Genomic DNA, 23,761 nt, shown 5'->3' with positions numbered 1-23,761 from the left:
GACCGACTCCTCCTCGAACCGCGCCTCCGGCGCAGGATGAAACTACCCTTTCCGGATGGGACCGCGCCCGGGGTAGCATTGGTCTAGACCTCCGAAGGGACCCAGCATGAGCAACCCCGGACAGCACATGGCCGCGGAAATCGCCGAACAGCCCGCCGTTCTGGGCGGTCTGGTGGCCCGCCGCGGGGAGATCGCCGACGTCGCCGCCGCCATCTCCCGGCGCCCGCCGCGGTTCGCCCTGCTGGCCGCGCGCGGCTCCAGCGACCACGCGGCGCTGTACGCGAAGTACCTCATCGAGGTCCTGCTCGGGCTGCCCGCCGGGCTCGTCTCGCCCTCCACGGTGACCCTCTACGGCGCGCGTCCCGACCTGCGGGACGTGCTGCTGGTGTCGGTCAGCCAGAGCGGCGGCTCGCCCGACCTGCTCGAGTTCACCCAGACCGCCCGCAAGCAGGGCGCGCTGACCGTCGCGGTCACGAACACCCCGGCCTCGCCGCTGGGCGGCGCCGCCGAGCTGGCCGTCGACATCGGCGCCGGCACCGAGACCGCGGTGGCCGCCACCAAGACGTACTCCGCGACGCTGCTCGCGCTGTACCTGCTCGTCGACGCCGTCCGGGGCGGCGACTCGTCGGCTGCGGCCGAGATCGAACCGCTGGCGCGGCAGGCGCTGGAGGTCGACGTGCAGCGCGCCGTGGACCGGTACCGCTTCGTCGACCGGATCATCACGACCGGCCGCGGCTACTCCTACGCCACCGCGCTGGAGTCCGCCCTCAAACTCGCCGAGACCAGCTACCTCGCCGCCCGCGCGTATAGCGGCGCGGACCTGCTGCACGGGCCGGTCGCGGCCGTCGACGAGGAGACCGCGGTGCTGGCGATCACCGGCACCGGCCGCGGCGGGGCCGCCCTGCGCGACGTGCTGACCACGGTCGCCGAACGCGGCGCCGACGTGCTGGCGCTCGGGTCGTCGGCGGGCGAGGTGCCCGCCGCGGTCCGCATCCCGGTACCGTCCGTGGCCGAGGAACTCGCGCCAGTGCTGGAGGTGCTGCCGGTGCAGCGGATCGCGCTCGGGCTGGCGCTGGCCCGCGGCTTCGACCCGGACCGCCCGCGCGGCCTGAACAAGGTGACCAGGACGCGATGAAGTTCGTCCTCGGGGTCGACGCGGGTGGCACGTCCACGCGTGCGCTGGCGGTGGCCGCGGACGGCACGGTGCTCGGCGCCGGGCGCGCGGGCGGCGCCAACCCGAACTCGCACCCGCCCGCGGAGGCGGTCGCCAACCTGGCGGCGGCGATCCGCGCGGCCACCGAGGTCCCCGGCCGGGCCAGCGCTTGCGTCGTCGGCATGGCCGGCACCGCGAAGCTGACGGACCCGGCGGTCGCGGCCCTGTTCGAGCGCACCTGGCGCGACATGGGCCTGGACCGCGTGGTGGTGCTGACCGACGCCGAGGTCGCGTTCGCCGCCGCCACCGACGCGCCGGACGGGACCGTGCTGATCGCGGGCACCGGCTCGATCGCGGGCCGGATCCGCAAGCGCCGCATGGTCGCCACCGAGGGCGGCTACGGCTGGCTGCTCGGCGACGAGGGCTCCGGGTTCTGGCTGGGCCGGGAGGCCGTGCGTGCCACGCTGGCCGCACTGGGCCGCGACGGCGACCTCGGCCCGCTGGCCACCGCGGTGCTGGCCGAGGCCGGGGTCGACGCGACCGACCGGAAGTACGCGTGGCGGCGGCTGATCACGGTCGCCAACGCCGAGCCGCCGGTCCGCCTCGCCCGGTTCGCGCCGTTGGTCGCGGTCGACGACCCGGCCGCGGCGGACATCGTGGAGCGCGCCGCCGACCTGCTGGTCGCGACCGCGCTGGCGACCCGCGAGCCGGGCGAGGACACCCCGGTGGTGCTGGTCGGCAGCGTCCTCGGCGATGGCTCCCGGGTCGGCGAGCGGGTGCGGGCGAAGCTGGCCGGGCTCGAGGTCCGCACCAGTTCGGACGGTGTGCTGGGCGCGGCCTGGCTGGCCGCCGTCGAGGCGTTCGGCGAAGCCGCGGCGCGCCGTCCAGGCTGACCGACCAAAGATCCGGGCGTTTTTCGTGCGCGGAGCACGAGTGCCGGGTCCGCCGCCGGGCGTACGGTTTGGGCGGCCCCCGGACCTCCCCCTCGCCGGGGGCTCTTATTCGCGCCCGGAACCCGACACGACGCGCAGCCCCGGGTGCTCCCTCGGCAGCGTCCGGTACAGCACCCAGCCGCTCACCGCGATCGTCAGCGCCTGCAGCGGCCAGGTCATGACCGTGCGCGCGACGCCCAGCGCGACCAGTTCCCCCGCCCACCACAACGGCAGGTAGACGACCACGCGCAGCACGTACTGCAGTGACCACACCAGACTCGCCCGCGAGTAGGCGCGCAGCAGGTCGGGATCCTTGCGCCAGCGGGTCTTCTGGCCGAGCAGTAACCCGACCACGACACCCAGGAGCGGCCACCGGACGACCACACTGGTCACCCACAGCAACGCACTGGCCACGTTGGACAGCACCTGGATCAGGAAGAAGTCCTGCGCGCGACCGGTGTGCAGCGCGATCAAGGCGGCCACGATCACCGCGGCGAGGCTGACCACGACGGCCCGCGCCTTGTCACCGCGGGTCAGGCGGACGACGCCGACCACCACGGCAGTGGCGATCGCCGCGGCCGAGCCCCACGCGATCGACGAACCCGTGGCCAGCCAGCCGACCACGAACGCCAGCGGCGGCAGGCTCGCGTCGATCGCACCCTTGCGACCACCCAGGATGCTGCCCAGCGACTCCCTCTGCGGCGTGGCTTGTCCGGTCACCCCTACAGCGTGCCCCAAAACTGTCGGTGCGGGCAGCTACCATCGAGATCTTCGCCACACGATCCGGGCGGACGGCGGTAATGGAGAAGCTCAGGAGGCCGACAACGTAAGAGACTGTGACCTCGCGCTGAACCGACGGTGGCGTAGGTCGGGATTACAGGTGCATCCTGCTGAGTTGTTCGAGGGGCGATCAACACAGGTGCTGGCGAAAGGGGACGGCAGCGTGCGTGAGTACGACAGCTATGTCGCACTGGGTGACAGCTTCACCGAAGGTCTCAACGACTTCAACCCGGACGGGACCTTCCGCGGCTGGGCGGACCGGCTCGCCGAGATCCTGGCCGAGGGCCAGCCCGGTTTCCAGTACGCCAACTTGGCGCTGCGCGGGAAGATGCTCGCCGAGATCATCGAGGAACAGGTACCCATCGCCCTCGAGCTGAAACCCGATCTGGTGACCCTGTGCGCGGGCGGCAACGACGTGATCGTGCCTGGCTCCGACGTGGACGAGATCGCGGCGCAGCTCGACGAGGTGATCGGCAAGCTGCGCGCGGCGGGCATCGACGTGCTCGTGTTCAACGGGCCGGACACCAAGCACCTGCCGGTGATGAGCGTGCTGCGCGGCAAGATCGGCATCTACAACGCGCACCTGTGGACCAGCGCGGTCCGGCACGGCGCCAAGATCGTCGACCTGTGGGCGATGGACCCGCTGCACGACCCGCGTGCCTGGAGCGACGACAGGCTGCACTTCACGGCCGAGGGCCACCGGCGGATCGCGTTGCGGGCGGCCGAGGTGCTGGGCGTGCCGACGTCGGAGGACTGGCGGGAGCCGTGGCCGGTCGTCGACGCGCGGGCGGACTGGATCACCAACCGCCGGTCGGACCTGGCGTGGACGAAGACGCACCTGCTGCCGTGGATCCGGCGGCAGCTGCGTGGCGAGTCGATGGGCGACGGGCTGTCGCCGAAGCGGCCGCAGCTGGCGCCGTTCGCGGTGCACCCGCCGGTGTCGGACGACCGCGCCCCGGCGAGCTGAGCGTCACACAGCTGTTGGTAGGCCCACCCGTCGCCCACCGCCACCCTCAACGGAGACGCTGCGCGTCGCTGATAACTTCATGACATGCCGCTGCCCCATTGGACCCCGGAGGGGGTTCTGCCGACTGGGCGGCTTCCGGCGGACGTGGCCGACATCTACGAACGTCTCGTCTTCGACGCGCCGCACCAGAACGCCCGCGAGATCCTGTTCAGCGCTCTGAACAGCTATCTCGGCGCGGTCGCCCGGATCATCCCGAGCGGCCGCGCCTGGATCGGCGGGCAGTTCATCACCCGCACCCCCGACGTGCCCAGCGGGCTCGACGTCGTGCTGATCCCGGACGACTGGGGCAGCCTCAAGCGCATGACGGGCCGGGTGCGGGACGCGCTGTACGGGCTGCTGACCCTGCGCGGGGTCATCGTCGGGCAGCCCGCGATGTACCTCGATCAGGTACAACCCGTCGGCGGTCTGCTCGACGGGTTCCTGTGTTTCCCCGGTGACGAGGAGACGTGGGCCAACACCTGGTCGTACGAAGGGCGCCGCGGGTTCCCCGAGGTGGTGTGGTGATGATGGACTTCCGCCGGATCGCCGACGAGATCCCGGGCGGCACGTGGCTGGACGACCTGGCGCGCGCGTCGGCGATGGCCGCGCACGCGAAGTTCGAGCGCACGTCCCGGTCGCCGTTGCTGCGTGTGTCGATGCTCGGGTCGACGAACCTGGACGCCTACACGTTCTCCGACATCAGCCGGGCGCTGCAGGACGCGACGGCGAAGGTCGGGCACATCATCCGCAACCCGCAGGGCGAGATCACCTACGTCCAGCAGACCGACCGCGACAAGGCGCCGCTGATCCAGCGCGGGCAGGCGGGCAACACGATCTTCTTCGGCTTCCCGGAGCCGGCGCCGGACGACGCGTTGATCCACGACGGGATCGAGACGCTGTCCGAGCGCGCGGTGAAGGAGCTGTGCGACTTCCTGCCCGCGAACGGCTCCGACGACGGCGCACTGGACGCGGTGCTGCTGCAGCGGGACACGGTGCGCAACGCGGTGAGCGACATCGTCAGCGCGGTCGTCAAGAACACCGGCATCGGGCTGCAGCTGACGCCGACGGCCGGCGAGGACGTGACCCGCAGCATGACGACCGACCAGGCGAAGGTGCTGCACAACAGCCTGCGGGAGTCGCGGGAGGAGGTCGGCTACGAGACGGTGACCGGCCGGCTCGACGGCGTCCGCACGCGCCGCCGGATCTTCTACCTGGAGCGCGAGTCCGGCGGGACGATCCAGGGTGCGGTGGCGCCGGACCTGCTGGACCAGATCAAGGAGAACCTGGACCGCCCGGTGACCGCCCGGCTGAGGGTGGTCCGCACGACGACGATCGACGGCCGCCGCGGCCGCCCGGTGCACGAGCTGCTGGAGATCACGCCGGAAGTGAACCTGTTCGACCAGTGAGGCGGCCGCTGCTGCCAGCTCGGGGCAGCTGGAGTGGGTGCGGCTCGCTGCGGCGCGGTACAGCGCGGTCGCACAGGGTGCGGCTCCCTGCGGGGCGATACAGCGCGGTCGGGCAGGGTGCGGCTCGCTGCGGCACGGCTCGATCCAGCACTACCCAGCACGGTGCGCCGCGGTCCAGGGCGGCACATCCCGCCCCGGCGTGGCTCGGCCCGGCGTGGCTCGGCCCGGTGCGGCCCGGCCCGGGGCGGCACGGGCAGCTTGCTGCGGTCCGGCACGGTCCACGGCGCGGTGCGGTGCGGCGCAGCCCGTCGCCGCGCGACGCGCCCGCAGGGCCCGGCCCAGCACGGTCCGGCGCGGCTCGGCGTGCGGCGCGGTGGCGCGCAGCGCGCGGCGCGTCTGGAGCAACCCCCACGGCCAACCAGCCGAAACGCGAAGCGGCCGTCTGACGCTCCCCCACTGCGCCAGACGGCCAAGCCGGACCATACGCCCTCCGCAAGATCCATCGCTAAGAATTCGCTAAGTGCGGGGGCAGCTTGTACTCGAAAGCGTCAACCCTCGTCACCCCGCGCAGGGGCAGCCGGTAGCCCCAGCTCCGCCATCTCCGTGAGCACCTCCGCGGGCGGCCGCGGGCTGACCCGCGAGTGCAGCTCCGCCGCCAGCCCGACCTGCAGGCGCGCGCCGGCGAGGTCGCCGTCGCGGCGGGAGAGCCGTCCGAGCGTCAACCGGCCGACCGCCTCCTGCAGCAGGAAACCCCGCAGCGACGCCAACTCGACCGCGGCGGACGCGTGCTTCCACGCCGCCCCGTCGTCGCCGAGGCCGAGGTACGACTCGGCCAGGTTGTTGAGCGACACGACCACATAGCTGTCGTCCCCGAGGCGGCGGTCGATCTCCAGCGAGGACAGCTGGTGCGCGATCGCCTCCGCGTACCGGCCCCGCGCCTTCTCCGCCTCCGCGCAGTTCGCCAGCGCCTGACCCCGCAGCTCGTCCGTGCCCGCCGCCGAGGCCGCCTTCGTCAGGCACTCCACCGCCTCGTCGTGACGGCCACAGCTGTTCAACGCGCACCCCAGGTGGATCATCGCGCAGGTGCGGCTCCCCTCGTCCGCCGCGATCGCCAGCGCCGCGGACGCGTCCCCCAGTGCGTCGGCCCCCAGGTCGAACGTCAGGAACATCGCGCAGCGCGAGATCAGCATCCAGAACCGCGCCCGCGCGTCCCCGCACGCCTCGGCCGCCGCCAGCCCCAGCGCCACCAGCCGCTGCCACTCGTCCCACCGCGGGCGCACCACCCGGTACGTGTGCGCCACCCGCGCCAGCCGCCACACGTCGTCGTGCAGACCGGCCGCCGCCGCGCCCTCCAGCACGGCCAAGAGGTTCGGCCACTCAGCCACGAACCACGCCAGCGCGTCGTCGAAACCGGACAACGCGGGCACTGGCACCTCGACAGACGAAAAGTCCAGCGGGTCCACGATCCGCAGCAGCCGGCGGCGCGCCACGTCGGCAGCCGCCTGGTAGTACCGCACCGCCGGCCGCAGACTCGACGAACCAGCCAGTTCGCGCGCGTACAACCGCACCAGCTCGTGCCGCGTGAACACCTCCGGCGCGCTCTCGGTCAGCAGGTGGTGGGCCGCCAGCACCCGCAACCGCCGCCGCGCCTCGGCCACCGGCACCCCACCCAAAGCCGCCGCGACGAACGGACCGACCGCGGGCCCGGGAAACGCCCCCACCGCCCGGAACATCGCCCCGGCCTCGGCGGGCAGCCCGCGCACCGACACGTCCAGCGCCGCCCGCACCCCGGCGTCGTCCACGTCCAGCGCGGCCAGCCGCGTCCGCTCGCTCGCCAGCTCGGCCACGAAGTCCGGCACCGTCCACGCCGGACCGGCTGCCAGCCGCGCGCCCGAGATGCGCAAGGCCAGCGGCAGATCCCCGCACAACCCCGCCACCTGCGAGTGGTACTCCTCGAACGCACCGCCCGCGACGTCGGCGAGGAGCCGCACCGAGTCCCGCCGCGCCAGCGGCTCCAGCGCCCGCACCCGAGCGCCGTGCGAAACGGTCAGCCCGTCCAGCCGCGCCCGCGACGTCACCACCGCGACCGAACCCGGCCCCGGCGGCAGTAACGGGCGCACCTGATCGGCCGACCGCGCGTCGTCGAGCACGACCAGGATCCGCCGGCGACCGGTCAGCGACCGGTACAACGCGAGCCGCTCCCCCTCCGGCTCCGGCACCTCGTCCGCCGGCACGCCGAGCCCGAGCAGGAACTGCGCCAGCACCTCCGCCACCGGCATCGGCGCCTCGAACCCGCGCAACGCGGCGAACAGGACCCCGTCCGGGAACCTCGTCACCGCTCCGTGCGCCCACGACACGACCAGCGCGCTCTTGCCGATCCCGGGCGGCCCGGTGATCACGCCGACCGGCGCCACCTCGCCCAGCCAGGCCAGATCCACCGACCGCCCGGCCAGCGGCACCGCGGGCGGCAGCTGACGCGGCACCACCCGGCTCACGTCGATCCCCGGCACAACCGGCGCCAAGTCGTCGTTCAACACGTGCGCGTGCAACGCCCGCAGGTCGGGCCCGAGGTCGAGGCCGAGCTTCTCCGACGCCGCCCGCGCCGCCTCGCGATACACCTCGAGCGCGTCCGCCCGGCGCCCCGAGTGGTAGAGCGCCCGCATCAACTGCCCGACGGTCCGCTCGCGCCGAGGCTCCGCGCGGACGAGCGTGGTCAGTTCGGCGATCAGCTCTTCGTGCCGTCCGAGCGCGAGGTCGGCGTCGACGCGGGCGCCGTGCACCGCGATCCGCAGGTCCGCCAGTTCGGGCGCGCGCACCGACTCCGGCACCCCGCCCAGCTCCGGCCCCTGCCACAGCGCCCACGCCTCGCGCAGCAACGAGGCGCGTTCGACCAACGGCGCGGCCTCGGCGCGCTCGAACAACGCGCGGGCGCGGTGGAAGTCGACCAGCATCGGGTCGACGGTCAGCCGGTAGCCGGGCGCGGCCGTGTCGATCCGGGCCTCCGGCGTGCCGGCCGACCGCAGCACACGCCGCAGCTGGGAGACGTTGCCGTGCACGATGGTCCGCGCCGTCGGCGGCGGGTCGTGGTTCCACAGCGCGTCGATCAGGTCGTCGAGCGCGACGATCCGGTTCGGCTGGAGAGCCAGCAGCGCGAGCAGCCCGCGCACGCCGGGACCGCCGATCGGCACCGGCCGGTCACCGGCGCACAGCTGCACCGGGCCGAGCAACTGGATGCGCAAACCCTTGAGCACAGGCCCCTCCCCGAGCGCCGCGCCGGAGGAAAACGAGTACGGCCCCGCACCATCAGTCCCGATCTGATGGTGCGGGGCCGCACTCGGTGAAACAAGTGACGGGGCCGGGTGCGCCTCGCCATCGCTACCGGCGTCACACGGGATTCACCCCGAGCAAGGAAGACCCATGCTGCCGCCGTTCGCAGTGGCGGCACTGTAACAGGGCGCGATGAACCGGCTACACCCGACCCGCACTTCTTCCGGCGTCTATCGCGTCACAGGCGTGAAGTCCCGGCTGCCGATGAAGGTCGGCCGCGGCTTCGCCGCCGCGAACGGCTCGACGAGCGCGTTCTCGACGCTGTTGAACACCAGGAAGATGTTCGAGCGCGGGTACGGCGTGATGTTGTTGCCGGACCCGTGCATGATGTTGGAGTCGAACCACAGCGCCGAGCCCGCGGGCCCGGTGAACTGGTCGATCCCGTACTCCGCGGCGAGCTTGGTGATGTCGTTCTCGCTGGGAACGCCGATCTCCTGCTCCTTCAGCGACGACTTGTAGTAGTCGTCCGGGGTCTCGCCGACGCACGGGACGAACGTCCGCTGCGAGCCCGGCATGACCATCAGGCCGCCGTTGAAGGGGTAGTTGTCGGTCAGCGCGATCGAGCAGCTCACCGCCCGCGGACGCGGCATCCCGTCCTCGGCGTGCCAGGTCTCGAAGTCGGAGTGCCAGTAGAACCCGGTGCCCTTGAAACCCGGCATGTAGTTCACGCGGCTCTGGTGGATGTACACCTCGGAGCCGAGGATCTGCCGGGCGCGGTCGAGGACACGGGGGTCGCGCACGAGTTCGGCGATCAGTTCGCTGATCTTGTGCACCTCGAAGATGGACCGGACGCTGCCGGTCTTCTTCTCGGTGATGACCCGCTCGTCGGCCTTCAGCTGCTCGTCGCCGGAGAGCCGGACGAGCTCCTGCCAGTAGCCCTGCACTTCGGCGGGCGAGAGCAGGCCCTCGACGATGTGGTACCCCTTCGCGTCGTGCGAAGCGAGTGTCGCCGCATCGATCGGGCCGTCGGCCTCACTGCCCCAGACAGTCGGGTCGACGCGATCGAAGGGCTCGGCCGGGGCAGGAACCCTGGTCGGGTAACTGTCCTCGACACCGGTTTCCATGATCGTCAAATCGGTTCGCCTCCTTTTATGCGTTGCCTTTCGGTAGGGGCCTCGCTCCGTGGTGGCTCAGGCGGACTTCTCGTCCGCCTCGTCCTCCCCGACGACGAGCGGGTACACGCCGTTCTCGTCGTGCACCTCCCGGCCGGTGACCGGCGGGTTGAAGACGCACACGGTCTTCATGTCGGTCTTCGGGCGGACCTGGTGCTTGTCGTGGTCGTTGAGGAGGTACAGGGAACCCGGCTTGAGCTGGAACGTCTCGCCGGTCGCCTTGTTGGTGATCTCGCCTTCGCCCTCGTAGACGAAGACCGCCTCGATGTGGTTGGCGTACCAGAAGTCGTTGACGGTCCCCGCGTACAGCGTGGTCTCGTGCACCGAGAAGCCGACCTTCTCCTTGGCCAGGATGATCCGCTTCGAGCGCCAGTTCGGCGTCTTGATGTCGGCGTCGGTGTCGGTGATCTCGTCGAGGGTCCGGACGATCAAAACTTTTTCCCCTTCTCGTTCTTCTCTACTTACCGAGCACGGCCTTGACAGAGGCGTCGATGATCTCCAGCCCCTCGCCGACCTCGGCGTCCGTGAGGGTCAGCGGCGGCAGCAGCTTCACCACCTCGCTGTCCGGCCCGGAGGTCTCCATGAGCAGGCCGCGTTCGAACGCGGCAGCGCAGACCCGACCGGCGAGTTCCCCATTCTGGAACTCCAAACCGCGGGCGAGGCCGCGGCCCTTCGCGGTCAGCTGCGCTTCGGGGTAGGCGTCGACGAGCCCCTGCAGCGCGGCGCCAATGCGCTCGCCCTTGGCGCGGACCGACTTCTCCAGCTCGTCGTCGCTCCAGTAGGTTCGCATGGCCTCGGCGGCGGTGACGAACGCCGGGCTGATGCCGCGGAAGGTGCCGTTGTGCTCGCCCGGCTCCCAGACGTCGAGGTCGGGGCGGATCAGGGTCAGCGCCATCGGGATGCCGTAGCCGGACAGCGACTTGGACAGGCACACCATGTCCGGCTTGATGCCGGCTTCCTCGAAGCTGAAGAACGGGCCGGTGCGGCCGCAGCCCATCTGCACGTCGTCGACGATCAGCAGGATGTCGTGCCGCTTGCACAGGTCGGCCAGGCCGCGCAGCCACTCGATGCCTGCCGCGTTGATGCCGCCCTCGCCCTGCACGGTCTCGACGATCACCGCGGCGGGCTCGTTGAGCCCGCTGCCGGAGTCGTCGAGCAGCCGCTCGAAGTACAGGAAGTCCGGGTAGACGCCGTCGAAGTACTGGTCGTAGGGCATCGGCGTGGCGTGCACCAGCGGGATGCCGGCGCCGTGCCGCTTCATCGAGTTGCCGGTGACCGACAGCGCGCCGATGGTCATGCCGTGGAAGGCGTTGGTGAAGTTGATGACCGACTCGCGGCCGGTGACCTTGCGGGCCAGCTTCAGCGCGGCTTCGACGGCGTTGGCGCCACCGGGGCCGGGGAAGATGACCTTGTAGTCCAGCTCGCGCGGCTTGAGGATCTTCTCGTCGAGCGTCTCGAGCAGGTCGCGCTTGGCGACGGTGAACATGTCGAGCGCGTGCGTGACGCCGTCGCGCTCGATGTAGTCGATCAGGGCCTTCTTGAGCACGGGGTTGTTGTGCCCGTAGTTCAGCGCGCCGGCGCCGGCGAAGTAGTCGAGGTACGGGCGACCGTCCTCGGCGTAGAGGCGGCTGCCCTGCGCACGGTCGAACACGACCGGCCATCCCCGGCTGTAGCTGCGCACTTCGGATTCGAGCTTTTCGAAGATGCTCACTTTGGGTTTTCCCCTCACTGGTGCTTGTCGACAGCTAATCGCACGGGCGTCCTCGCCCATTTCCGCCGTTATCTCGGGAGCAGCGGCCCGATTCGGTAAAGGTCTTCCGGCTCGTGCCGCGTGCCATCGTCCGGAAAGTCGGCCGAGCCGAACAGCTCAGCGCGCTCCAGCTCCGCTCCCCACCGTTCCGCGAAGGAGGTGAACAGGCGGATGGACGCTTTGTTGTCGGGCGTGATGGTGGTCTCCAGGTGACGCACCCCGTCGGCCACCAACCGCGTGAACAGGTTGTCGAGCAGGGCTCCGGCCAGCCCCTGCCCACGTTGCGACGCGTCGACGGCGACCTGCCAGACGAGCGCGGTGTCCGGCGCCGAAGGACGGCGATAAGCGATCACGAATCCGACCGCGTCACCGTCCACCCGCGCCACCACCGAGGTGTCGGCGAAATCGCGGCACCACAACAGATATGCATAAGGCGAGTTGAGATCGAGCTTCTGCGAATCGCGTGCGATTCGCCAAAGCGCAGCCCCGTCGGCCTTGGTCGGATTTTCGATCAAGTGCTTTCCGGACATGTCAAAACAACCTAACAGAGTTGTTTCGGTCGTTCAGCGCATCGTCGTGCGCACAGCCTGGCTACCTGCAACAACGACGAAACACACGTGAGAATGACAACAGAAAGCTGGCGCTGCGGAGCCCAGGTGTGCTATGGCCCCTTACCTGGGTGAGGCCTTATCACGTAGAGCGCTCGTCCGGCGCTGCGCGTTACACGGTAGTGGCAGCGCTCACAGGACGCGAGTCCACTCGCCGGGATCGCACGCCGCCCAGAACCGGACGCCGAAGCGCGACAGGCGCACGGTCCGGCGCACCAGCCGCGCGCGGCGCGCGGATTTCGCGGCCGCCCGGACCAGGTCCTCGGTCGCCAGGATCTCGTACTGCGACTCCAGCTCGGCGGACTCGTCGTCCAGCTCGACCAGGCCGAACCCGGCCAGCCGCGTCAGGTAGCCGGGCACCTCGTCCGCCAGCGTCACGCCGGCCGCCTTGCCGACGGTGGAGGCGTTGCGCAAGATCATGCGACCACCGCCGAACCCGCGTTCAGTGACGTCGATCACAGGGAAGGCCGCGCCGGTGGCGAGCGTGGCGACGATGCGGGCCTCGTCGGGGGTGAGCTGGCGCAGCACGGTGGCGTAGAGGTACTCGCGGGCCTGCTCGCGGCCGAAGCCGACGGACCGGTCGAGCAGCTCCTTCATCGCGGCGCGCAGCGGCTCGCGCGCGGGAACCAGCTCGCCAGTGCCGTTCGGGGCGTGCTCGGCGCCGGCCGCGCTGAGCGCGACCACGTACGGGTCGTCGACCTCGTCGAGGCGGCGGCGCAGCCCGGTCAGGACCTGCCGCTCGACCTGCCGCAGCCCCTCACCGGCCAGTTCGAGGCCCGGCAGCGGCAGCCGCTTGCCGATCGTGAACCCGGTGCGTGCGGCCCACCCGGCGAACCGGCCCGCTCGGCGCAGCAGGTTCTCGTCGCCGCCCTCCGGCGAACTCGGCAGGTTCTCGCTGGTCAACCACATCACCCCGTTTCCCAGGATGATGTTACGGCCGGGTCAGCGGAGTGCCTTGTTCGCCTTCCGGGTCGCCTTGCGCAACTGGAAGATGCGCGCGCCGCCGACCAGGGCGACCAGGACGGCGCCGGCGATCGCGGAGAACAGCATGGCCACGGCCAGCGGCAGGCTGCCCTCCATCCCGAGGAAGGCCACCGTCGTCGAGTCCAGGTTCTGCAGGATGAAGATCAGCAGGAAGACCAGGATGATCAGGGCGACGATGATCGCGACCCAGGTCCCGCTGACCCGGGTCCGTTTGATCTTGACCGGCTTCGCGGGCGCGGGTTCCGTCACGGGCGGCTGGGGTGGGGTGCCGGTGGCCGGCTCGTCCCCCTGCGCGTGAGTCATACGCCGATTGTGCGCGGGTGGGTGGATTCGCGCAGGTCGAAATCACACGGACCGGCTAACCGGCCAGCTGAGCGTGACCACATCGCGACCCGAGGAGCCCAGGTCGGGCGGCGTCCGCTCGTCGACACCGAGACCACGCAGCGCCTCGGCGACCTCACTGGCCCGGTCCGCGGGCAGGCAGAGCCGTCGCCGGGTGACGTCGACCAGCTCGTCGAAGCGGGCGTACTCCGGCCTGGCCGGCTTGTGCCAGCGCACGACCGCGGGCTCCAGGCCGAGTTCCCGCAGCGCGTCGACGGCGTCGTCGGCCGTCGGACCGTCCGGGCGCTCGATGCCGTGGAAGTGCCGCCACAGTGGGTTGAGGGTGGTCAGCGGGTGGGCCTCGGCCAGTTCGACGACGACCTTCCGGCGCGCGTGGGCGGTCAGCGCGTCGGCGAACGGCGCGAGGTCGGGGGCGTTGTAGAGGACGTGCGCGCAGACCACCACATCGGCGGGCTCGACGTCGACGTCCGGCCACCGACCCTCGACCGTGTGGTGCGGCAGCGACAGCGCCTCGGCCCGCCGCTGGAACTCCGCGAGCAGCCCGGCGCTGGTGTCGACGGCGGTGACCCGCGTGATGGACCGCGCGCACGGCAGGCTCGCGGCCCCGGCGCCCGCGCCGACGTCCAGCACGGTGCCCGGCAACGCGTCCAGCACGGCCTGGTGGGTCGGTGTCGCGGGCGCTGCCAGCTGACGGTCGGCGCGGCGGGCGAACACCTGCTTCGGCACCACCCACGGCGACTCGGGCGCCGCGGCCAGGATGTGCTCGGGGATCGCCCAGTCCGCCAGCTGCTCGGACCACCTGCGCAACGCGTCGGCCATGCCCTCATTGTGCCGTTCAATCAGTGATTGATTCGCTGATGGATCCGTGCTTCCCTTGACGGGTGCCGAGCACCGACGCTTCCACCCGCGAGCGACTGCTGACCGTCGCCGAACGGCTGCTGCTCGAATCCGGCTACGACGCGGTGTCCGTGCGGGCGATCAACAGCGCGGCCGGCATGAACCCGGCCGCGGTGCACTACCACTTCGGGTCGAAGGACGCGCTCATCGCCGCGCTGCTGGAGGCCCGGCTCGCGCCGGTGTGGCAGCGCAGGCTGGACGAGGTCACGCAGCGGCGGCGCGGTGGCTGGACGCCGACGGTGCGCGAGCTGGTGGACCTGGTCGTCACCCCGCTGGCCGAGCTGGCCGCGGACCCGGTCGGGGCGCTCCGGCTGCGGCTGCTGGCGCGGTTCGTGCTGGGCAGGCGGGAGCCGGCGTGGACGTCGCGGTGGTTCGGGCTCGGCCCGTGGATCGAGCTGCTCCGGGACGCGCGCCCGGAGCTGGCGAAGGCGGACGCGGCGCAGCGGTGGCTGCTCGCGTTCGGCCTGGTGCTGCAGTTCTTCGCCGACGGGATGCCCGGCGAGGTGCCGGTGGACACGCTGCGGGCGTTCGTCGCGGCGGGATTGGCGGGGTCATGACCGACGTCTTCGCGCCCGCGCGGCTGGGGCCGGTCGAGCTGCGCAACCGGATCATCAAGGCGGCCACGTTCGAGGGCGCTACCCCGGACGCCCTGGTCACCGACCGGCTGATCGAGTTCCACCGGCGGCCGGCGCGCGGCGGCGTGGGGATGACGACGGTGGCCTATTGCGCGGTGTCGCCGGAGGGGCGCACCGACCGGCACCAGATCTGGATGCGCGAGGAGGCGCTGCCCGGGCTGCGGCGGCTCACCGACGCCGTGCACGCCGAGGGTGCGGCGGTGAGTGCGCAGATCGGGCACGCGGGGCCGGTCGCGAACGCGGCGTCGAACCGGCTGCCGGCGCTGGCGCCCGGCCGGTTCCCCAACCCGCTGGGGATGCGGATGACGCGAGCGGCCACTGTGGACGATCTGGCTCGCGTCGTGCGCGCGCACGCGTCAGCCGCGCGGTTCGCGGTCGAAGCCGGGTTCGACGCGGTGGAGATCCACTTCGGACACAACTACCTGGTGAGCTCGTTCCTCAGCCCGCGGTTGAACCGGCGCCGCGACTCCTACGGCGGGTCGCTGGCCAACCGGGCGCGGCTGGCGCTGGAGGTCGCGCGGGCGGTGCGGGACGAGGTCGGGTCGCGCATCGCCGTGACGGCGAAGCTGAACATGGACGACGGTGTGCCGGGCGGGTTCTGGCTGGACGAGAGCGTGCAGGTCGCGCGGTGGCTGGAGGCGGACGGGACCGTCGACGCGCTGGAGCTGACCGCGGGCAGTTCGCTGCTGAACCCGATGTACCTGTTCACCGGGGACGCGCCGGTGCGGGAGTTCGCGGCCGCGTTCCCGCAGCCCGTGCGTGCCGGCATCCGGGCGGTGGGCGGGGCGTTCCTGAAGAGCTACCCGTTCCAGGAGGCCTACCTGCTGGACCGGGCGCGCCAGTTCCGCGCGGCGGTGGAGCTGCCGTTGATCCTGCTGGGCGGGATCACGCGGCTGGAGACGATGGAGCGGGCGATGGCCGAGGGGTTCCAGTTCGTGGCGTTGGCGCGGGCGTTGCTGCGTGAGCCGGACCTGCCGCTGCGGTTGCGGGCCGGGGCGCGTTCGCTGTGCGTGCACTGCAACCGGTGCATGCCGACGATCTACCGGGAGACGCGATGTGTGCTGACGTGATCGCCGTGACCGGATCCGCCTCAGGGATCGGGGCGGCTGTGGTGGCGGCGTTGCGGGCGGACGGGCACGAGGTGGTCGGCATCGACCTGCGGGACGCGGAGGTGTGCGCGGATCTGTCCACTCCGGACGGCCGTCGGGCGGCGGTCGACGGGGTGCTCGGGGTGGCGCCTGTTTTGGCCGGGCTGGTGGTGTGCGCCGGACTCGGGCCGCACGTGCCGGATCCGATGCAGATCGTCGAGGTCAACTACCGGGGCGCGGTGGAGGTGCTGGACGGACTGTTCCCGGCGCTGCGCGGGGCGGCGGTGGCCGTGTCGTCGTCGGCCTCGACGATGGTGAAGTGGGCGGACAACCCGATCGCGCGCGGCGAGGAGGCGGCCGCGCTGGCGGAGGCCGGTGAGTACGCGGGGCACCTGGCGTACTCGTGGTCGAAGAACGCGCTGACCGTCGCGGTGCGGCAACGGGTTTCGCAGTGGGGCGCGGCGGGCGTGCGGCTGAACACGGTGGCGCCCGGGGCCGTCGACACGCCGCTGCTGCAGGCCGGCCTGGCGTCCCGCTTCGGCGACGCGATCCGGAACTACCAGGCGCCGATCCCACGCCGGGGGCGGCCCGAGGAGATCGCCTCGCTGATCCGCTACCTGCTCGGCCCGGACGCCGGTTACATCCACGGCGCGCAGCTGATGATCGACGGTGGGTCGGACGCACTGCTGCGGCCGACGGAGTTCTGACCTGGGACTCCTGGTACCGGCAGGATAGGCACCGTACCGCGGCGCGGATTTCCGGTGGCCGGGCTCGGCCGGGGCTTCCGCTGCGCGGGATCAGCTCGCGCCCGGCACCGGCCCGGCACCCCGCAGCGGCAGCCGACCGCCACCACGGCAGCCGCCGCCCGGTTCAGCTCACGTCGGGGGCGTCAGGCTGTCGCCAGCACCTCCCGCAGCCGGTCGAGCTCCGCCAGCCACGACGGGCGGTCCGGCTCCTCCCAGAGTTCGTCCAGTTCGGACTTCTCCGCGAGCACACGGTCGATCGCGCGCACCGCCAGCGCTCTCAGCTCCGCGGGCAGCACCGGGATCGGCTCCTCCGGCCCGTAACTTTCGTCCACCGGATCGCCGCCAGGAAGCTGGGAGGCCACGAGCGCTGCCGCGGCCACGGCGAGCATGCCCTCCGGCGCCTCCAGGTACCCGGAGTTGCCCGCCGCCGCCTCCAGCGTCGTGCGGATCAGCGCCCCACGCTCACCCGCGGGCAGGTCGTCCAGTTCGTTCGCGAAGTCGGCGGCCTCGTCGTTGTCGAAGTGACCGGTTCCCCACGTTCCCATTCGGTGCCTCCTCGAAGTCGCCGTGATCTTGTCAGGAGGCACCGACAAAAACTAAGCAGCCAACCAGTCCTTCGCGGCCTGGAGGGCGTCCAGCGTGATCTGGTGCCCACCGTGGTGGCGGTGCACCGTCACCGAAGCCGACCGCTCCCGCAGCAGCTGGATGAACTGCTCGTTCGACGGCAGCGGCGCCATCGGGTCGCGTTCCCCATTGGACAGGAACACGCGCGTGGCGCTCAAATCATGCCCGGGCGGGTCCGGCACCGGCAGCATCGACGCGAACAACGCCGCCTCCCGCACCACGTCCGGGCGCAGCAGGGTGAGCGCGCCGCCGATGTTGGCGCCGTTGGAAAACCCGACCGCGACCAGCCGTCGTCCGTCCAGTCCGTACTCCTGCCGCGCGTCGAGCACGAACGACGCCAGCTGGTCGGTTCGGGCGCGGACGTCGTCGTAGTCGAAGACACCCTCCGCCAGCCGCCGGAACCACCGTGCGGCGCCGTGTTCGGACACCGGGCCGGCCGGGGCCAGCAGCGCGGCCGACGGGCTCAGCTCCCGCGCGAGACCGACCAGGTCGTCCGGCCCGCCGCCGGTGCCGTGCAGCAGCAACAGCACCGGCGCGTCCGGCGAGCCCTCGATGAACTTGTGCTCCAGCGTCATCGGTTGTTCTCGCCCGGGATGTGCAGCTTCGGCAGGGCGCGCTCGATCTGCTCGCGGTCCGGCTCCAGCCACGGCGGCAGCTTCAGCGCGCGGCCGAGTTCCAGCAGCGGCTCGTCGATGGCGAACCCGGGCTGGTCGGTCGCGATCTCCAGCAGCGTGCCGCCCGGCTCGCGGAAGTAGATCGAGCGGAAGTACTGCCGGTCGAGGATCGAGGTGACGTTCACGCCCCGGTCGACGAGCTCCTCCCGCCACGCGGCCTGGCTTTCCTCGTCGGGCGCGCGCCAGGCGACGTGGTGCACGGTGCCCGCGGCGACGAGCCCGCGCGGGGCGTCGGGCGTGACCAGGACGTCGACCATCGCGCCCGGCCCGCCCTCACCGGCGGTGAAGCGCAGGCGATTGCTGTCCTGGCTGCTGAAGGTCAGGCCAAGGTCGCCGAACATCTCGGCCGTCGCGTCCTCCTTGGCGACCGAGAGGGTCACCGAGTGCAGGCCGCGGATCGCGTGCTCGGCCGGGACGTGCCCGTTGTCCCACGGGTCGCGCGGGTCGCCCTGGGGGTGCGCGACGAGCGCGAGCTGGAGGCCGTCCGGGTCGCGGAAGGTCAGGACGTCCTCGCCCTCCCGGTTGGCGATGCGGCCGGTGGTGACGCCGGCCTCGGCGAGGTGGTCCTTCCACCAGCCAATCGAATCGGCCGGCACGGAGAACGCGGTGGTTGTGGCCTGGCCGGTGCCGAGGCGCCCGCTCGGCGCGTCGCGCCACGGGAAGAAGGTCATCAGCGTGCCCGGCTTGCCGGACTGGTCGCCGTAGTACAGGTGGTAGGTGCCCGGATCGTCGAAGTTGACCGTCGTCTTCACCAGGCGCAGGCCGAGCGTGCGCAGGTAGAAGTCGGCGTTGCGCTGGGGGTCGCCGCCGATCGCGGTCACGTGGTGCAAGCCGCTCGTCTTGATGGACATCGTCTGCTCCTTTGCCGGGGCTTCAACCTAACCCGCAGAACCTCTCGCCAGCAAGATATATTCCGGGAAGAGTTCCGGTCGGTATAGTCATGGGGTGACCACTCCCGGCGATGACGAGATCGTGACCTGGTGGGGCCTCGTGATCGAGGGTTACCTCGCCACGCAGGATCGACTCATGGGCGAGATCGCCGAGCGGTTCGGCCTGGCGCCGGCGCCGTTCGACATCCTGCTGCGGCTGGTGCGCACGCCCGGCCACCGGATGCCGATGACGCGCCTGGCCACCGAGGCGGCGCTGTCCAGCGGCGGGTTCACCAAGGTGGCGGACCGGCTGGTCGCCGCCGGGCTGATCACGCGCAAGCCGAGCCCGGACGACCGGCGCGTGACGTTCGCGTGCCTGACCGAGCACGGCCGCGAGGTGGCGGAAAAGGCGCGCCAGGCGTGCGCCGAGATCCTGCGGCGCCGCGTGCTGGAGCCCTTGGGGCCGGAGGCTTCGCAGGCGCTCGCCGACGCGATGCGAACGTTGCGTGAAGTGAACGGCACCAGCTGAAACCCCCGTTGCCTCCAGCGGATTGGCGGCGCACGATTAGTGCTCTCGTGAAGGAGGCGGGCCATGCTCACCAAGTCGACCATCACGCACATGCTTCCCGCGCAGGACGCCGATCGCGCCCGGCACTTCTACGGTGACCAGCTCGGCCTGCGCCAGACCGACACGGGACCGGACGGCACCTGCTACTTCGAGGCCGGCTCCGGGCACGTGATCGGTCTGCGCCCGCTGCCGGACGCCAAGCCGAGCGAGAACACGGTCCTCAGCTTCGAGGTCGAGAACATCTCCGCGGAGGTGCACGACCTCGAGGAACGCGGGGTGCGCTTCGCCGACTACGACTCCGGCGACCTCCGCACCGAGGGGCACATCGCCACGCTCGGCAAGGAGAAGGCGGCCTGGTTCGCCGACTCCGAAGGCAACTGGCTCTGCCTGCACGAGGTGGTGCGTTAGATCCCCAGGCCGGGGTACAGCTTCGCGGCGTTGCCGGACAGCACGTCCCGCACGACGGCGTCCGGCAGGCCCAGCTCCAGCAGCGCCCGGACGTTCCGCGCGGCGCCCGGTACGCCGGGCCAGTCCGTGCCGAACACGAACCGCCCCGCCAGCCGGGTGAAGTCGAACCGCGCGTAGTACTCCGGCAGCTTCCGCGGCGGCAGGCCGGACAGGTCCAGCCACACGTTGTCGCGCGCCAGCGCCAGGAACGCGGCCACGTCGTACCACCAGCCGCGGCCGCCGTGGGCGAACACGAACTGCACCGACGGGAAGTCCTCGACGACGTCGGCCATCAGCTCAGGGTTGCCGAAGCTCGCGCGGGCGCCGGGGAAGCTGCTCGTGCCCGAGTGGATGATCACCGGCACCCCGCGCTCGGCGCACACGTGGTACGCGGCGTACAACTCCTTGTCCCCCGGCAAGAACGCGCCGTGCACGGGGTGGATCTTCAACGCCACCGCGCCGAGGTCCAGCTGCCGCTCCACCTCGGCCGCCACCGGGTGGTGCAGGTACGGGTTCACGTTGGCCACCAGCCGGAACCGCGTCGGGTTCTCCGCCACCAGCGGCAGGTTGTCCTCGATCGGCTGGATCCCGGTCGCGCGCGGGCTGTACTCGCAGAACAACAACGCGCGGTCGACACCCTCGGCCTCGAACAACGCGTCCAGCCGCGCGGGCACGACGTTCCCATCCGTGTCGTAGGCGGACCGCCAGTCGTGCGGGCCGGAGAACCGCTCCGCCCACTCCAGCCACGCCGGTTTCAACGTGCTCAGCCGCGGCGCGTGGACGTGCGCGTCGACCACGGTGTAGCCGTCGATCACGTGAGCGCCCCCGGCCGCAGCGAGTCCCGCACCAGCTCGCGGATCACGTTCCGGCGGATCTTGCCCGTCGCGGTCTTGGGCAGCTCCTCGACACCCACCACGGCACGTGGCCGTTTGAACGCGGCGAGCCCCTCACGGCAGAAGTCGATCAACGCGTCCGGGTCGACGGTCCGCCCGGCGGCCGGCACGACGCAGGCCACCGGCTTCTCGATGCCGTCCGCGTCCGGCGCCGCCACCACCGCGACCTCGGCGACGTCCGGGTGCTGCAGCAACCGCTGCTCCACCTCGGCCGGCGAGACCCAGATCCCGCCCGCCTTCAGCATGTCGTTGAACCTGCCGAGGCACGTGTACGTGCCGTCCGGGTTGCGCACGTAGCTGTCCCCGGTCCGCAGCCACTCGCCCTGGAACACCTGCTTCGACGTCTCGTACCGGCTCCAGTAGCCGAACGCGGTGGACGGGCCGCGCACGTACAGCTCACCGGGCTGGCCGGTGGTTTCGATCAGCGTGCCGAGCGGGTCGCGGATCTCCACGTCGTAGCCGGGCACGGCGACACCCGTCGTGCCCGGGACCACCTCGCCCGGCCGGTTGGACAGGAAGATGTGCAGCGCCTCGGTGGAACCGATGCCGTCCAGGATCTCCACCCCGAACCGGTCGCGGAACCGCTCGTAGATCACCGCGGGCAGCGGCTCGCCGGCCGACACCGCCTGCCGCACCGAGGAGAACGTGTCCGGTGGCAGGTCGGCGGCCAGCAGGGCGGAGTAGAACGTCGGCACCCCGAAGAACAACGTCGGCCGCTCGGCGCGCACCCGGTCGGCGACCAGCTGCGGCGTCGGACGGCCCGGCTCGAACACCGCGCTCGCGCCGACCGACAACGGGAAGAACGCGGAATTGCCGATGCCGTAGGCGAAGAACAGCTTGGCGACGGAGAAGCACCTGTCGTCGGGGCCGATCCCGAGCACCTGCCTGCCGTAGGTCTCGCACACCGCCCGGATGCTCGCGTGCCGGTGCATCGCACCCTTGGGCTGCCCGGTCGTGCCGGACGTGTACAGCCACAGCGCGGGCGAATCGGCCCACGTGTCATAGGTTTCCCGTGCGTCTGCTGTGGACAGCCGGGTCCAGTCGTGTGTGGACACCCGGGAGAACTGCGCCGCGTCCGCGCGGTCCAGCACGACGTCGGTGACCTCCGGCGCCAGCTCGACCGCCTCCTTCGCGGCCGCGGTGAACTCCCCGGACACGCACAGCACCCTGGCCCGCGAGTCGGCGAGCACCCGGCCCAGCTCGGGCCCGGTCACCATGGTCGACACCGGCACCGGAACGGCGCCCGCGCACATCGCGCCGAGGATGCCGGTGAGCATCTCGACGCCGTCGACCATGCACAGCATGACCCGTTCCTCGGGCCGCACCCCGATGTCCGCCAGCCCGCCCGCGACGCGGTGCACCGCTTCGGAAAGCTCGGCGTAGGACAGCGTGCGCGAGACCGTGACGACCGCGGTGCGGGCGCCGTTCCCGTCCCGGACGTGCCGGTCGACCAGGTAGTCCGCGGCGTTGAACTCGACCATCGCGCCCGCCCTCCGCAGGTTTACAGGTACACGTACTCGTAGTCGAACGGCTTCCCGTTGATGCCCTGTCGTGGCGGGGCGACCCAGCTCGCGATCTTGCCCCGTTCGTACACCGGGTGCATGAGCGAGCGGACGAACGCCAGGTCCTCGTCGGTCGGCAGCCAGTGCTTGCGGCTGCGCTCCCAGGTCGCTTCGTCCACGATCGTCCCGTCCGGCGTGATGTGGTGGCCGGAGTTTATGCCGACTTTCCGGTTGAAACCAGGGTGCGGCAGGCGGAACCGGAAGTCGATGCCCGCGTCGGCGAGGATCTTGTTCCAGCGCTTGACCCCGGAGGAGCAGTCGGCGATGTACTCACCGCGCAGGTCGAGGTTGAGCAGCAGGATCTTCTGCATCTCCTCGGCGGTCCAGGTACCGTCGTCCTGCGGTTTCTCCAGCAGCGCCGCGTCTTCGGTCAGCTGGTGGTCGTCCTTGCGGCGGGTCTCCATCCAGCGGCCCTTGAGGCCGGCGGTGTAGTAGTTGGCCGCGTTCGTCGAGGTCTCGCTGCCGAACAGGTCGAGCGAGACGGTGTAGTGGAAGTTCAGGTAGCGCTGGATGATGTCCAGCGGGATGCCGCCGTGCGCGGCGATGTCCATGGTGTCGTGCTCGCGGATCAGCTCGGCGCTGCGCGTCACCACGCGGTCGACCCCGGTGGTGCCGACGAACATGTGGTGCGCCTCCTCCTTGAGCATGAACTCGCAGGTGCGCGACAGCGGGTCGAACGCGGACTCCTTCAGCGTGCCCAGCTGGTACTTGCCGTCGCGGTCGGTGAAGTAGGTGAACATGTAGAACGCGAGCCAGTCCGCGGTCTCCTCGTTGAACGCGCCGAGGATGCGGGGCGTGTCCGGGCTGCCCGAGTTGCGGTGGAGCAACGCCTCCGCCTCCTCGCGGCCCTCCTTGCCGAAGTAGGCGTGCAGCAGGTAGACCATCGCCCACAGGTGACGGCCCTCCTCCACGTTGACCTGGAAGAGGTTGCGCAGGTCGTACAGGCTGGGCGCGGTCAGGCCGAGCAGTTTCTGCTGCTCCACCGAAGCCGGCTCGGTGTCGCCCTGGATGACGATCAGCCGCTGCAGGTCGGCGCGGTACTCGCCGGGCACCTGCTGCCACGCCGGCTCGCCGCGGTGCTCGCCGAACGCGATCCGGCGGTCCGGGTCACGTTCGGCGAGGAAGATGCCCCAGCGGTAGTCCTGCGGCACCACGTGGTCGAAGTGCGCCCAGCCGTCGCGGCCGACGCTGACCGCCGTGCGCAGGTACACGCCCTGGGTTTCCAGCGCCGGGCCCATCTCGGCCCACCAGTGCATGAACTTCGGCTGCCAGCCCTCCAGCGCCCGCTGCAGCCTCCGGTTGTCGGACAGTTCGACGTTGTTCGGGATCTTGGCGTCGTAGTCGATCCTGGTCGGCAT

General features: G+C 71.3%; 25 protein-coding genes. 10 read left to right on the top strand and 15 right to left on the bottom strand.

Features of this window, described 5'->3' with window-relative positions:
- The first annotated feature begins 127 nt into the window (after positions 1-127).
- A complete protein-coding gene (locus tag ACCP09_RS26090; RefSeq protein WP_051362891.1) occupies positions 128-1,135 on the top strand; it encodes an SIS domain-containing protein in 1,008 nt (335 codons plus the stop codon).
- Positions 1,132-2,046: an N-acetylglucosamine kinase gene (locus tag ACCP09_RS26085; protein WP_433751109.1), complete on the top strand. Its 915-nt coding sequence runs from the start codon at positions 1,132-1,134 to the stop codon at positions 2,044-2,046. The genes ACCP09_RS26090 and ACCP09_RS26085 overlap by 4 nt, the downstream gene beginning before the upstream one ends.
- A 105-nt stretch (positions 2,047-2,151) precedes the next feature.
- On the opposite strand, the gene ACCP09_RS26080 is transcribed toward ACCP09_RS26085, so the two are convergent.
- Positions 2,152-2,805, bottom strand: a complete 654-nt coding sequence (locus ACCP09_RS26080; protein WP_027933774.1) for a DUF3159 domain-containing protein — start codon at positions 2,803-2,805, stop codon at positions 2,152-2,154.
- A 223-nt stretch (positions 2,806-3,028) separates the two neighbouring features.
- Here ACCP09_RS26080 and ACCP09_RS26075 point away from each other — a divergent pair, with 223 nt between their 5' ends.
- From ACCP09_RS26075 to ACCP09_RS26065, 3 genes are all read left to right on the top strand, one after another.
- Entirely contained in the window at positions 3,029-3,832 is an 804-nt protein-coding gene (locus tag ACCP09_RS26075) for an SGNH/GDSL hydrolase family protein (protein ID WP_167499069.1), read from the top strand.
- A gap of 84 nt (positions 3,833-3,916) precedes the next feature.
- Positions 3,917-4,396: a DUF6932 family protein gene (locus ACCP09_RS26070; protein ID WP_027933772.1), complete on the top strand. Its 480-nt coding sequence runs from the start codon at positions 3,917-3,919 to the stop codon at positions 4,394-4,396.
- A 2-nt stretch (positions 4,397-4,398) separates the two neighbouring features.
- Entirely contained in the window at positions 4,399-5,277 is an 879-nt protein-coding gene (locus tag ACCP09_RS26065) for a hypothetical protein (RefSeq protein ID WP_027933771.1), read from the top strand.
- Between the two features lie 548 nt (positions 5,278-5,825).
- Here ACCP09_RS26065 and ACCP09_RS26060 read toward each other — a convergent pair.
- From ACCP09_RS26060 to ACCP09_RS26025, 8 genes are all read right to left on the bottom strand, one after another.
- Positions 5,826-8,528: a BTAD domain-containing putative transcriptional regulator gene (locus ACCP09_RS26060; protein ID WP_433751104.1), complete on the bottom strand. Its 2,703-nt coding sequence runs from the start codon at positions 8,526-8,528 to the stop codon at positions 5,826-5,828.
- Between the two features lie 246 nt (positions 8,529-8,774).
- The gene (thpD, locus tag ACCP09_RS26055) at positions 8,775-9,668 is read right to left on the bottom strand and encodes an ectoine hydroxylase (protein WP_378333633.1); all 894 of its coding nucleotides are present in this window, start codon (positions 9,666-9,668) and stop codon (positions 8,775-8,777) included.
- 66 nt (positions 9,669-9,734) lie between these two features.
- Positions 9,735-10,148, bottom strand: a complete 414-nt coding sequence (locus tag ACCP09_RS26050; RefSeq protein ID WP_433751101.1) for an ectoine synthase — start codon at positions 10,146-10,148, stop codon at positions 9,735-9,737.
- Positions 10,149-10,173: 25 nt separating this feature from the next.
- On the bottom strand, positions 10,174-11,427 hold the full coding sequence (gene ectB, locus ACCP09_RS26045) for a diaminobutyrate--2-oxoglutarate transaminase (RefSeq protein ID WP_433751098.1): 1,254 nt from the start codon (positions 11,425-11,427) through the stop codon (positions 10,174-10,176).
- 68 nt (positions 11,428-11,495) lie between these two features.
- Positions 11,496-11,996 carry a diaminobutyrate acetyltransferase gene (gene ectA, locus ACCP09_RS26040; RefSeq protein WP_037322854.1) on the bottom strand — a complete coding sequence of 167 codons (501 nt, stop codon included), beginning with the start codon at positions 11,994-11,996 and terminating at the stop codon, positions 11,496-11,498.
- Positions 11,997-12,206: 210 nt separating this feature from the next.
- On the bottom strand, positions 12,207-12,983 hold the full coding sequence (locus tag ACCP09_RS26035) for an Abi-alpha family protein (protein WP_433751094.1): 777 nt from the start codon (positions 12,981-12,983) through the stop codon (positions 12,207-12,209).
- A gap of 33 nt (positions 12,984-13,016) precedes the next feature.
- Positions 13,017-13,361, bottom strand: a complete 345-nt coding sequence (locus ACCP09_RS26030; protein WP_027933766.1) for a LapA family protein — start codon at positions 13,359-13,361, stop codon at positions 13,017-13,019.
- Between the two features lie 42 nt (positions 13,362-13,403).
- Positions 13,404-14,219, bottom strand: a complete 816-nt coding sequence (locus ACCP09_RS26025) for a class I SAM-dependent methyltransferase (protein WP_431905408.1) — start codon at positions 14,217-14,219, stop codon at positions 13,404-13,406.
- 62 nt (positions 14,220-14,281) lie between these two features.
- On the opposite strand from ACCP09_RS26025, the gene ACCP09_RS26020 reads away from it, so the two are divergent.
- The 3 genes from ACCP09_RS26020 to ACCP09_RS26010 are packed head-to-tail and all read left to right on the top strand — an operon-like array spanning position 14,282 to position 16,727.
- Positions 14,282-14,854: a TetR/AcrR family transcriptional regulator gene (locus ACCP09_RS26020; protein ID WP_433751090.1), complete on the top strand. Its 573-nt coding sequence runs from the start codon at positions 14,282-14,284 to the stop codon at positions 14,852-14,854.
- Positions 14,851-16,002, top strand: coding sequence for an NADH:flavin oxidoreductase (locus tag ACCP09_RS26015; RefSeq protein ID WP_433751088.1), 1,152 nt, complete (start codon positions 14,851-14,853; stop codon positions 16,000-16,002). The genes ACCP09_RS26020 and ACCP09_RS26015 overlap by 4 nt, the downstream gene beginning before the upstream one ends.
- A complete protein-coding gene (locus tag ACCP09_RS26010; protein WP_433751085.1) occupies positions 15,987-16,727 on the top strand; it encodes an SDR family oxidoreductase in 741 nt (246 codons plus the stop codon). The genes ACCP09_RS26015 and ACCP09_RS26010 overlap by 16 nt, the downstream gene beginning before the upstream one ends.
- Before the next feature lie 182 nt (positions 16,728-16,909).
- Here ACCP09_RS26010 and ACCP09_RS26005 read toward each other — a convergent pair whose 3' ends face one another.
- From ACCP09_RS26005 to ACCP09_RS25995, 3 genes are read right to left on the bottom strand one after another with little or no spacing between them, the layout of a single operon-like run.
- Positions 16,910-17,311 (bottom strand): DUF4259 domain-containing protein, encoded by a 402-nt coding sequence (locus tag ACCP09_RS26005; RefSeq protein ID WP_027933761.1) that lies wholly within the window; start codon positions 17,309-17,311, stop codon positions 16,910-16,912.
- 51 nt (positions 17,312-17,362) lie between these two features.
- The gene (locus ACCP09_RS26000) at positions 17,363-17,965 is read right to left on the bottom strand and encodes an alpha/beta hydrolase (RefSeq protein ID WP_027933760.1); all 603 of its coding nucleotides are present in this window, start codon (positions 17,963-17,965) and stop codon (positions 17,363-17,365) included.
- Positions 17,962-18,915: a ring-cleaving dioxygenase gene (locus tag ACCP09_RS25995; protein WP_123684687.1), complete on the bottom strand. Its 954-nt coding sequence runs from the start codon at positions 18,913-18,915 to the stop codon at positions 17,962-17,964. Before ACCP09_RS25995 ends, ACCP09_RS26000 begins: the two co-directional genes overlap by 4 nt.
- A 94-nt stretch (positions 18,916-19,009) precedes the next feature.
- Here ACCP09_RS25995 and ACCP09_RS25990 point away from each other — a divergent pair, with 94 nt between their 5' ends.
- On the top strand, positions 19,010-19,462 hold the full coding sequence (locus ACCP09_RS25990) for a MarR family winged helix-turn-helix transcriptional regulator (RefSeq protein ID WP_020417004.1): 453 nt from the start codon (positions 19,010-19,012) through the stop codon (positions 19,460-19,462).
- Between the two features lie 63 nt (positions 19,463-19,525).
- Entirely contained in the window at positions 19,526-19,909 is a 384-nt protein-coding gene (locus ACCP09_RS25985) for a VOC family protein (protein WP_027933696.1), read from the top strand.
- Here ACCP09_RS25985 and ACCP09_RS25980 read toward each other — a convergent pair.
- From ACCP09_RS25980 to boxB, 3 genes are read right to left on the bottom strand one after another with little or no spacing between them, the layout of a single operon-like run.
- Positions 19,906-20,763: an amidohydrolase family protein gene (locus ACCP09_RS25980; RefSeq protein WP_433751079.1), complete on the bottom strand. Its 858-nt coding sequence runs from the start codon at positions 20,761-20,763 to the stop codon at positions 19,906-19,908. The two genes, ACCP09_RS25985 and ACCP09_RS25980, sit on opposite strands and share 4 nt — an antisense overlap.
- Positions 20,760-22,322 carry a benzoate-CoA ligase family protein gene (locus tag ACCP09_RS25975; protein WP_433751076.1) on the bottom strand — a complete coding sequence of 521 codons (1,563 nt, stop codon included), beginning with the start codon at positions 22,320-22,322 and terminating at the stop codon, positions 20,760-20,762. Before ACCP09_RS25975 ends, ACCP09_RS25980 begins: the two co-directional genes overlap by 4 nt.
- A 20-nt stretch (positions 22,323-22,342) precedes the next feature.
- Positions 22,343-23,761 carry a benzoyl-CoA 2,3-epoxidase subunit BoxB gene (gene boxB, locus ACCP09_RS25970; RefSeq protein WP_027933693.1) on the bottom strand — a complete coding sequence of 473 codons (1,419 nt, stop codon included), beginning with the start codon at positions 23,759-23,761 and terminating at the stop codon, positions 22,343-22,345.

It is taken from the genome of Amycolatopsis sp. 3B14 (assembly GCF_050958625.1).
GTDB lineage: Bacteria > Actinomycetota > Actinomycetes > Mycobacteriales > Pseudonocardiaceae > Amycolatopsis_E > Amycolatopsis_E thermoflava.
Note: the sequence above shows the minus strand (reverse complement) of the source record. Positions and strands in the feature narration are given on the sequence as shown.

Excerpts from the sequence above, each read along its gene's own strand:
- ACCP09_RS26090 (WP_051362891.1), top strand. The coding sequence starts at position 128 with ATGGCCGCGGAAATCGCCGAACAGCCCGCCGTTCTGGGCGGTCTGGTG.
- ACCP09_RS26085 (WP_433751109.1), top strand. The coding sequence starts at position 1,132 with ATGAAGTTCGTCCTCGGGGTCGACGCGGGTGGCACGTCCACGCGTGCG.
- ACCP09_RS26070 (WP_027933772.1), top strand. The coding sequence starts at position 3,917 with ATGCCGCTGCCCCATTGGACCCCGGAGGGGGTTCTGCCGACTGGGCGG.
- ACCP09_RS26065 (WP_027933771.1), top strand. The coding sequence starts at position 4,399 with ATGGACTTCCGCCGGATCGCCGACGAGATCCCGGGCGGCACGTGGCTG.
- thpD (WP_378333633.1), bottom strand. The coding sequence starts at position 9,668 with ATGGAAACCGGTGTCGAGGACAGTTACCCGACCAGGGTTCCTGCCCCG.
- ectA (WP_037322854.1), bottom strand. The coding sequence starts at position 11,996 with ATGTCCGGAAAGCACTTGATCGAAAATCCGACCAAGGCCGACGGGGCT.
- ACCP09_RS26035 (WP_433751094.1), bottom strand. The coding sequence starts at position 12,983 with ATGTGGTTGACCAGCGAGAACCTGCCGAGTTCGCCGGAGGGCGGCGAC.
- ACCP09_RS26030 (WP_027933766.1), bottom strand. The coding sequence starts at position 13,361 with ATGACTCACGCGCAGGGGGACGAGCCGGCCACCGGCACCCCACCCCAG.
- ACCP09_RS26025 (WP_431905408.1), bottom strand. The coding sequence starts at position 14,219 with ATGGCCGACGCGTTGCGCAGGTGGTCCGAGCAGCTGGCGGACTGGGCG.
- ACCP09_RS26015 (WP_433751088.1), top strand. The coding sequence starts at position 14,851 with ATGACCGACGTCTTCGCGCCCGCGCGGCTGGGGCCGGTCGAGCTGCGC.
- ACCP09_RS26010 (WP_433751085.1), top strand. The coding sequence starts at position 15,987 with ATGTGTGCTGACGTGATCGCCGTGACCGGATCCGCCTCAGGGATCGGG.
- ACCP09_RS26005 (WP_027933761.1), bottom strand. The coding sequence starts at position 17,311 with ATGGGAACGTGGGGAACCGGTCACTTCGACAACGACGAGGCCGCCGAC.
- ACCP09_RS26000 (WP_027933760.1), bottom strand. The coding sequence starts at position 17,965 with ATGACGCTGGAGCACAAGTTCATCGAGGGCTCGCCGGACGCGCCGGTG.
- ACCP09_RS25995 (WP_123684687.1), bottom strand. The coding sequence starts at position 18,915 with ATGTCCATCAAGACGAGCGGCTTGCACCACGTGACCGCGATCGGCGGC.
- ACCP09_RS25985 (WP_027933696.1), top strand. The coding sequence starts at position 19,526 with ATGCTCACCAAGTCGACCATCACGCACATGCTTCCCGCGCAGGACGCC.
- ACCP09_RS25975 (WP_433751076.1), bottom strand. The coding sequence starts at position 22,322 with ATGGTCGAGTTCAACGCCGCGGACTACCTGGTCGACCGGCACGTCCGG.
- boxB (WP_027933693.1), bottom strand. The coding sequence starts at position 23,761 with ATGCCGACCAGGATCGACTACGACGCCAAGATCCCGAACAACGTCGAA.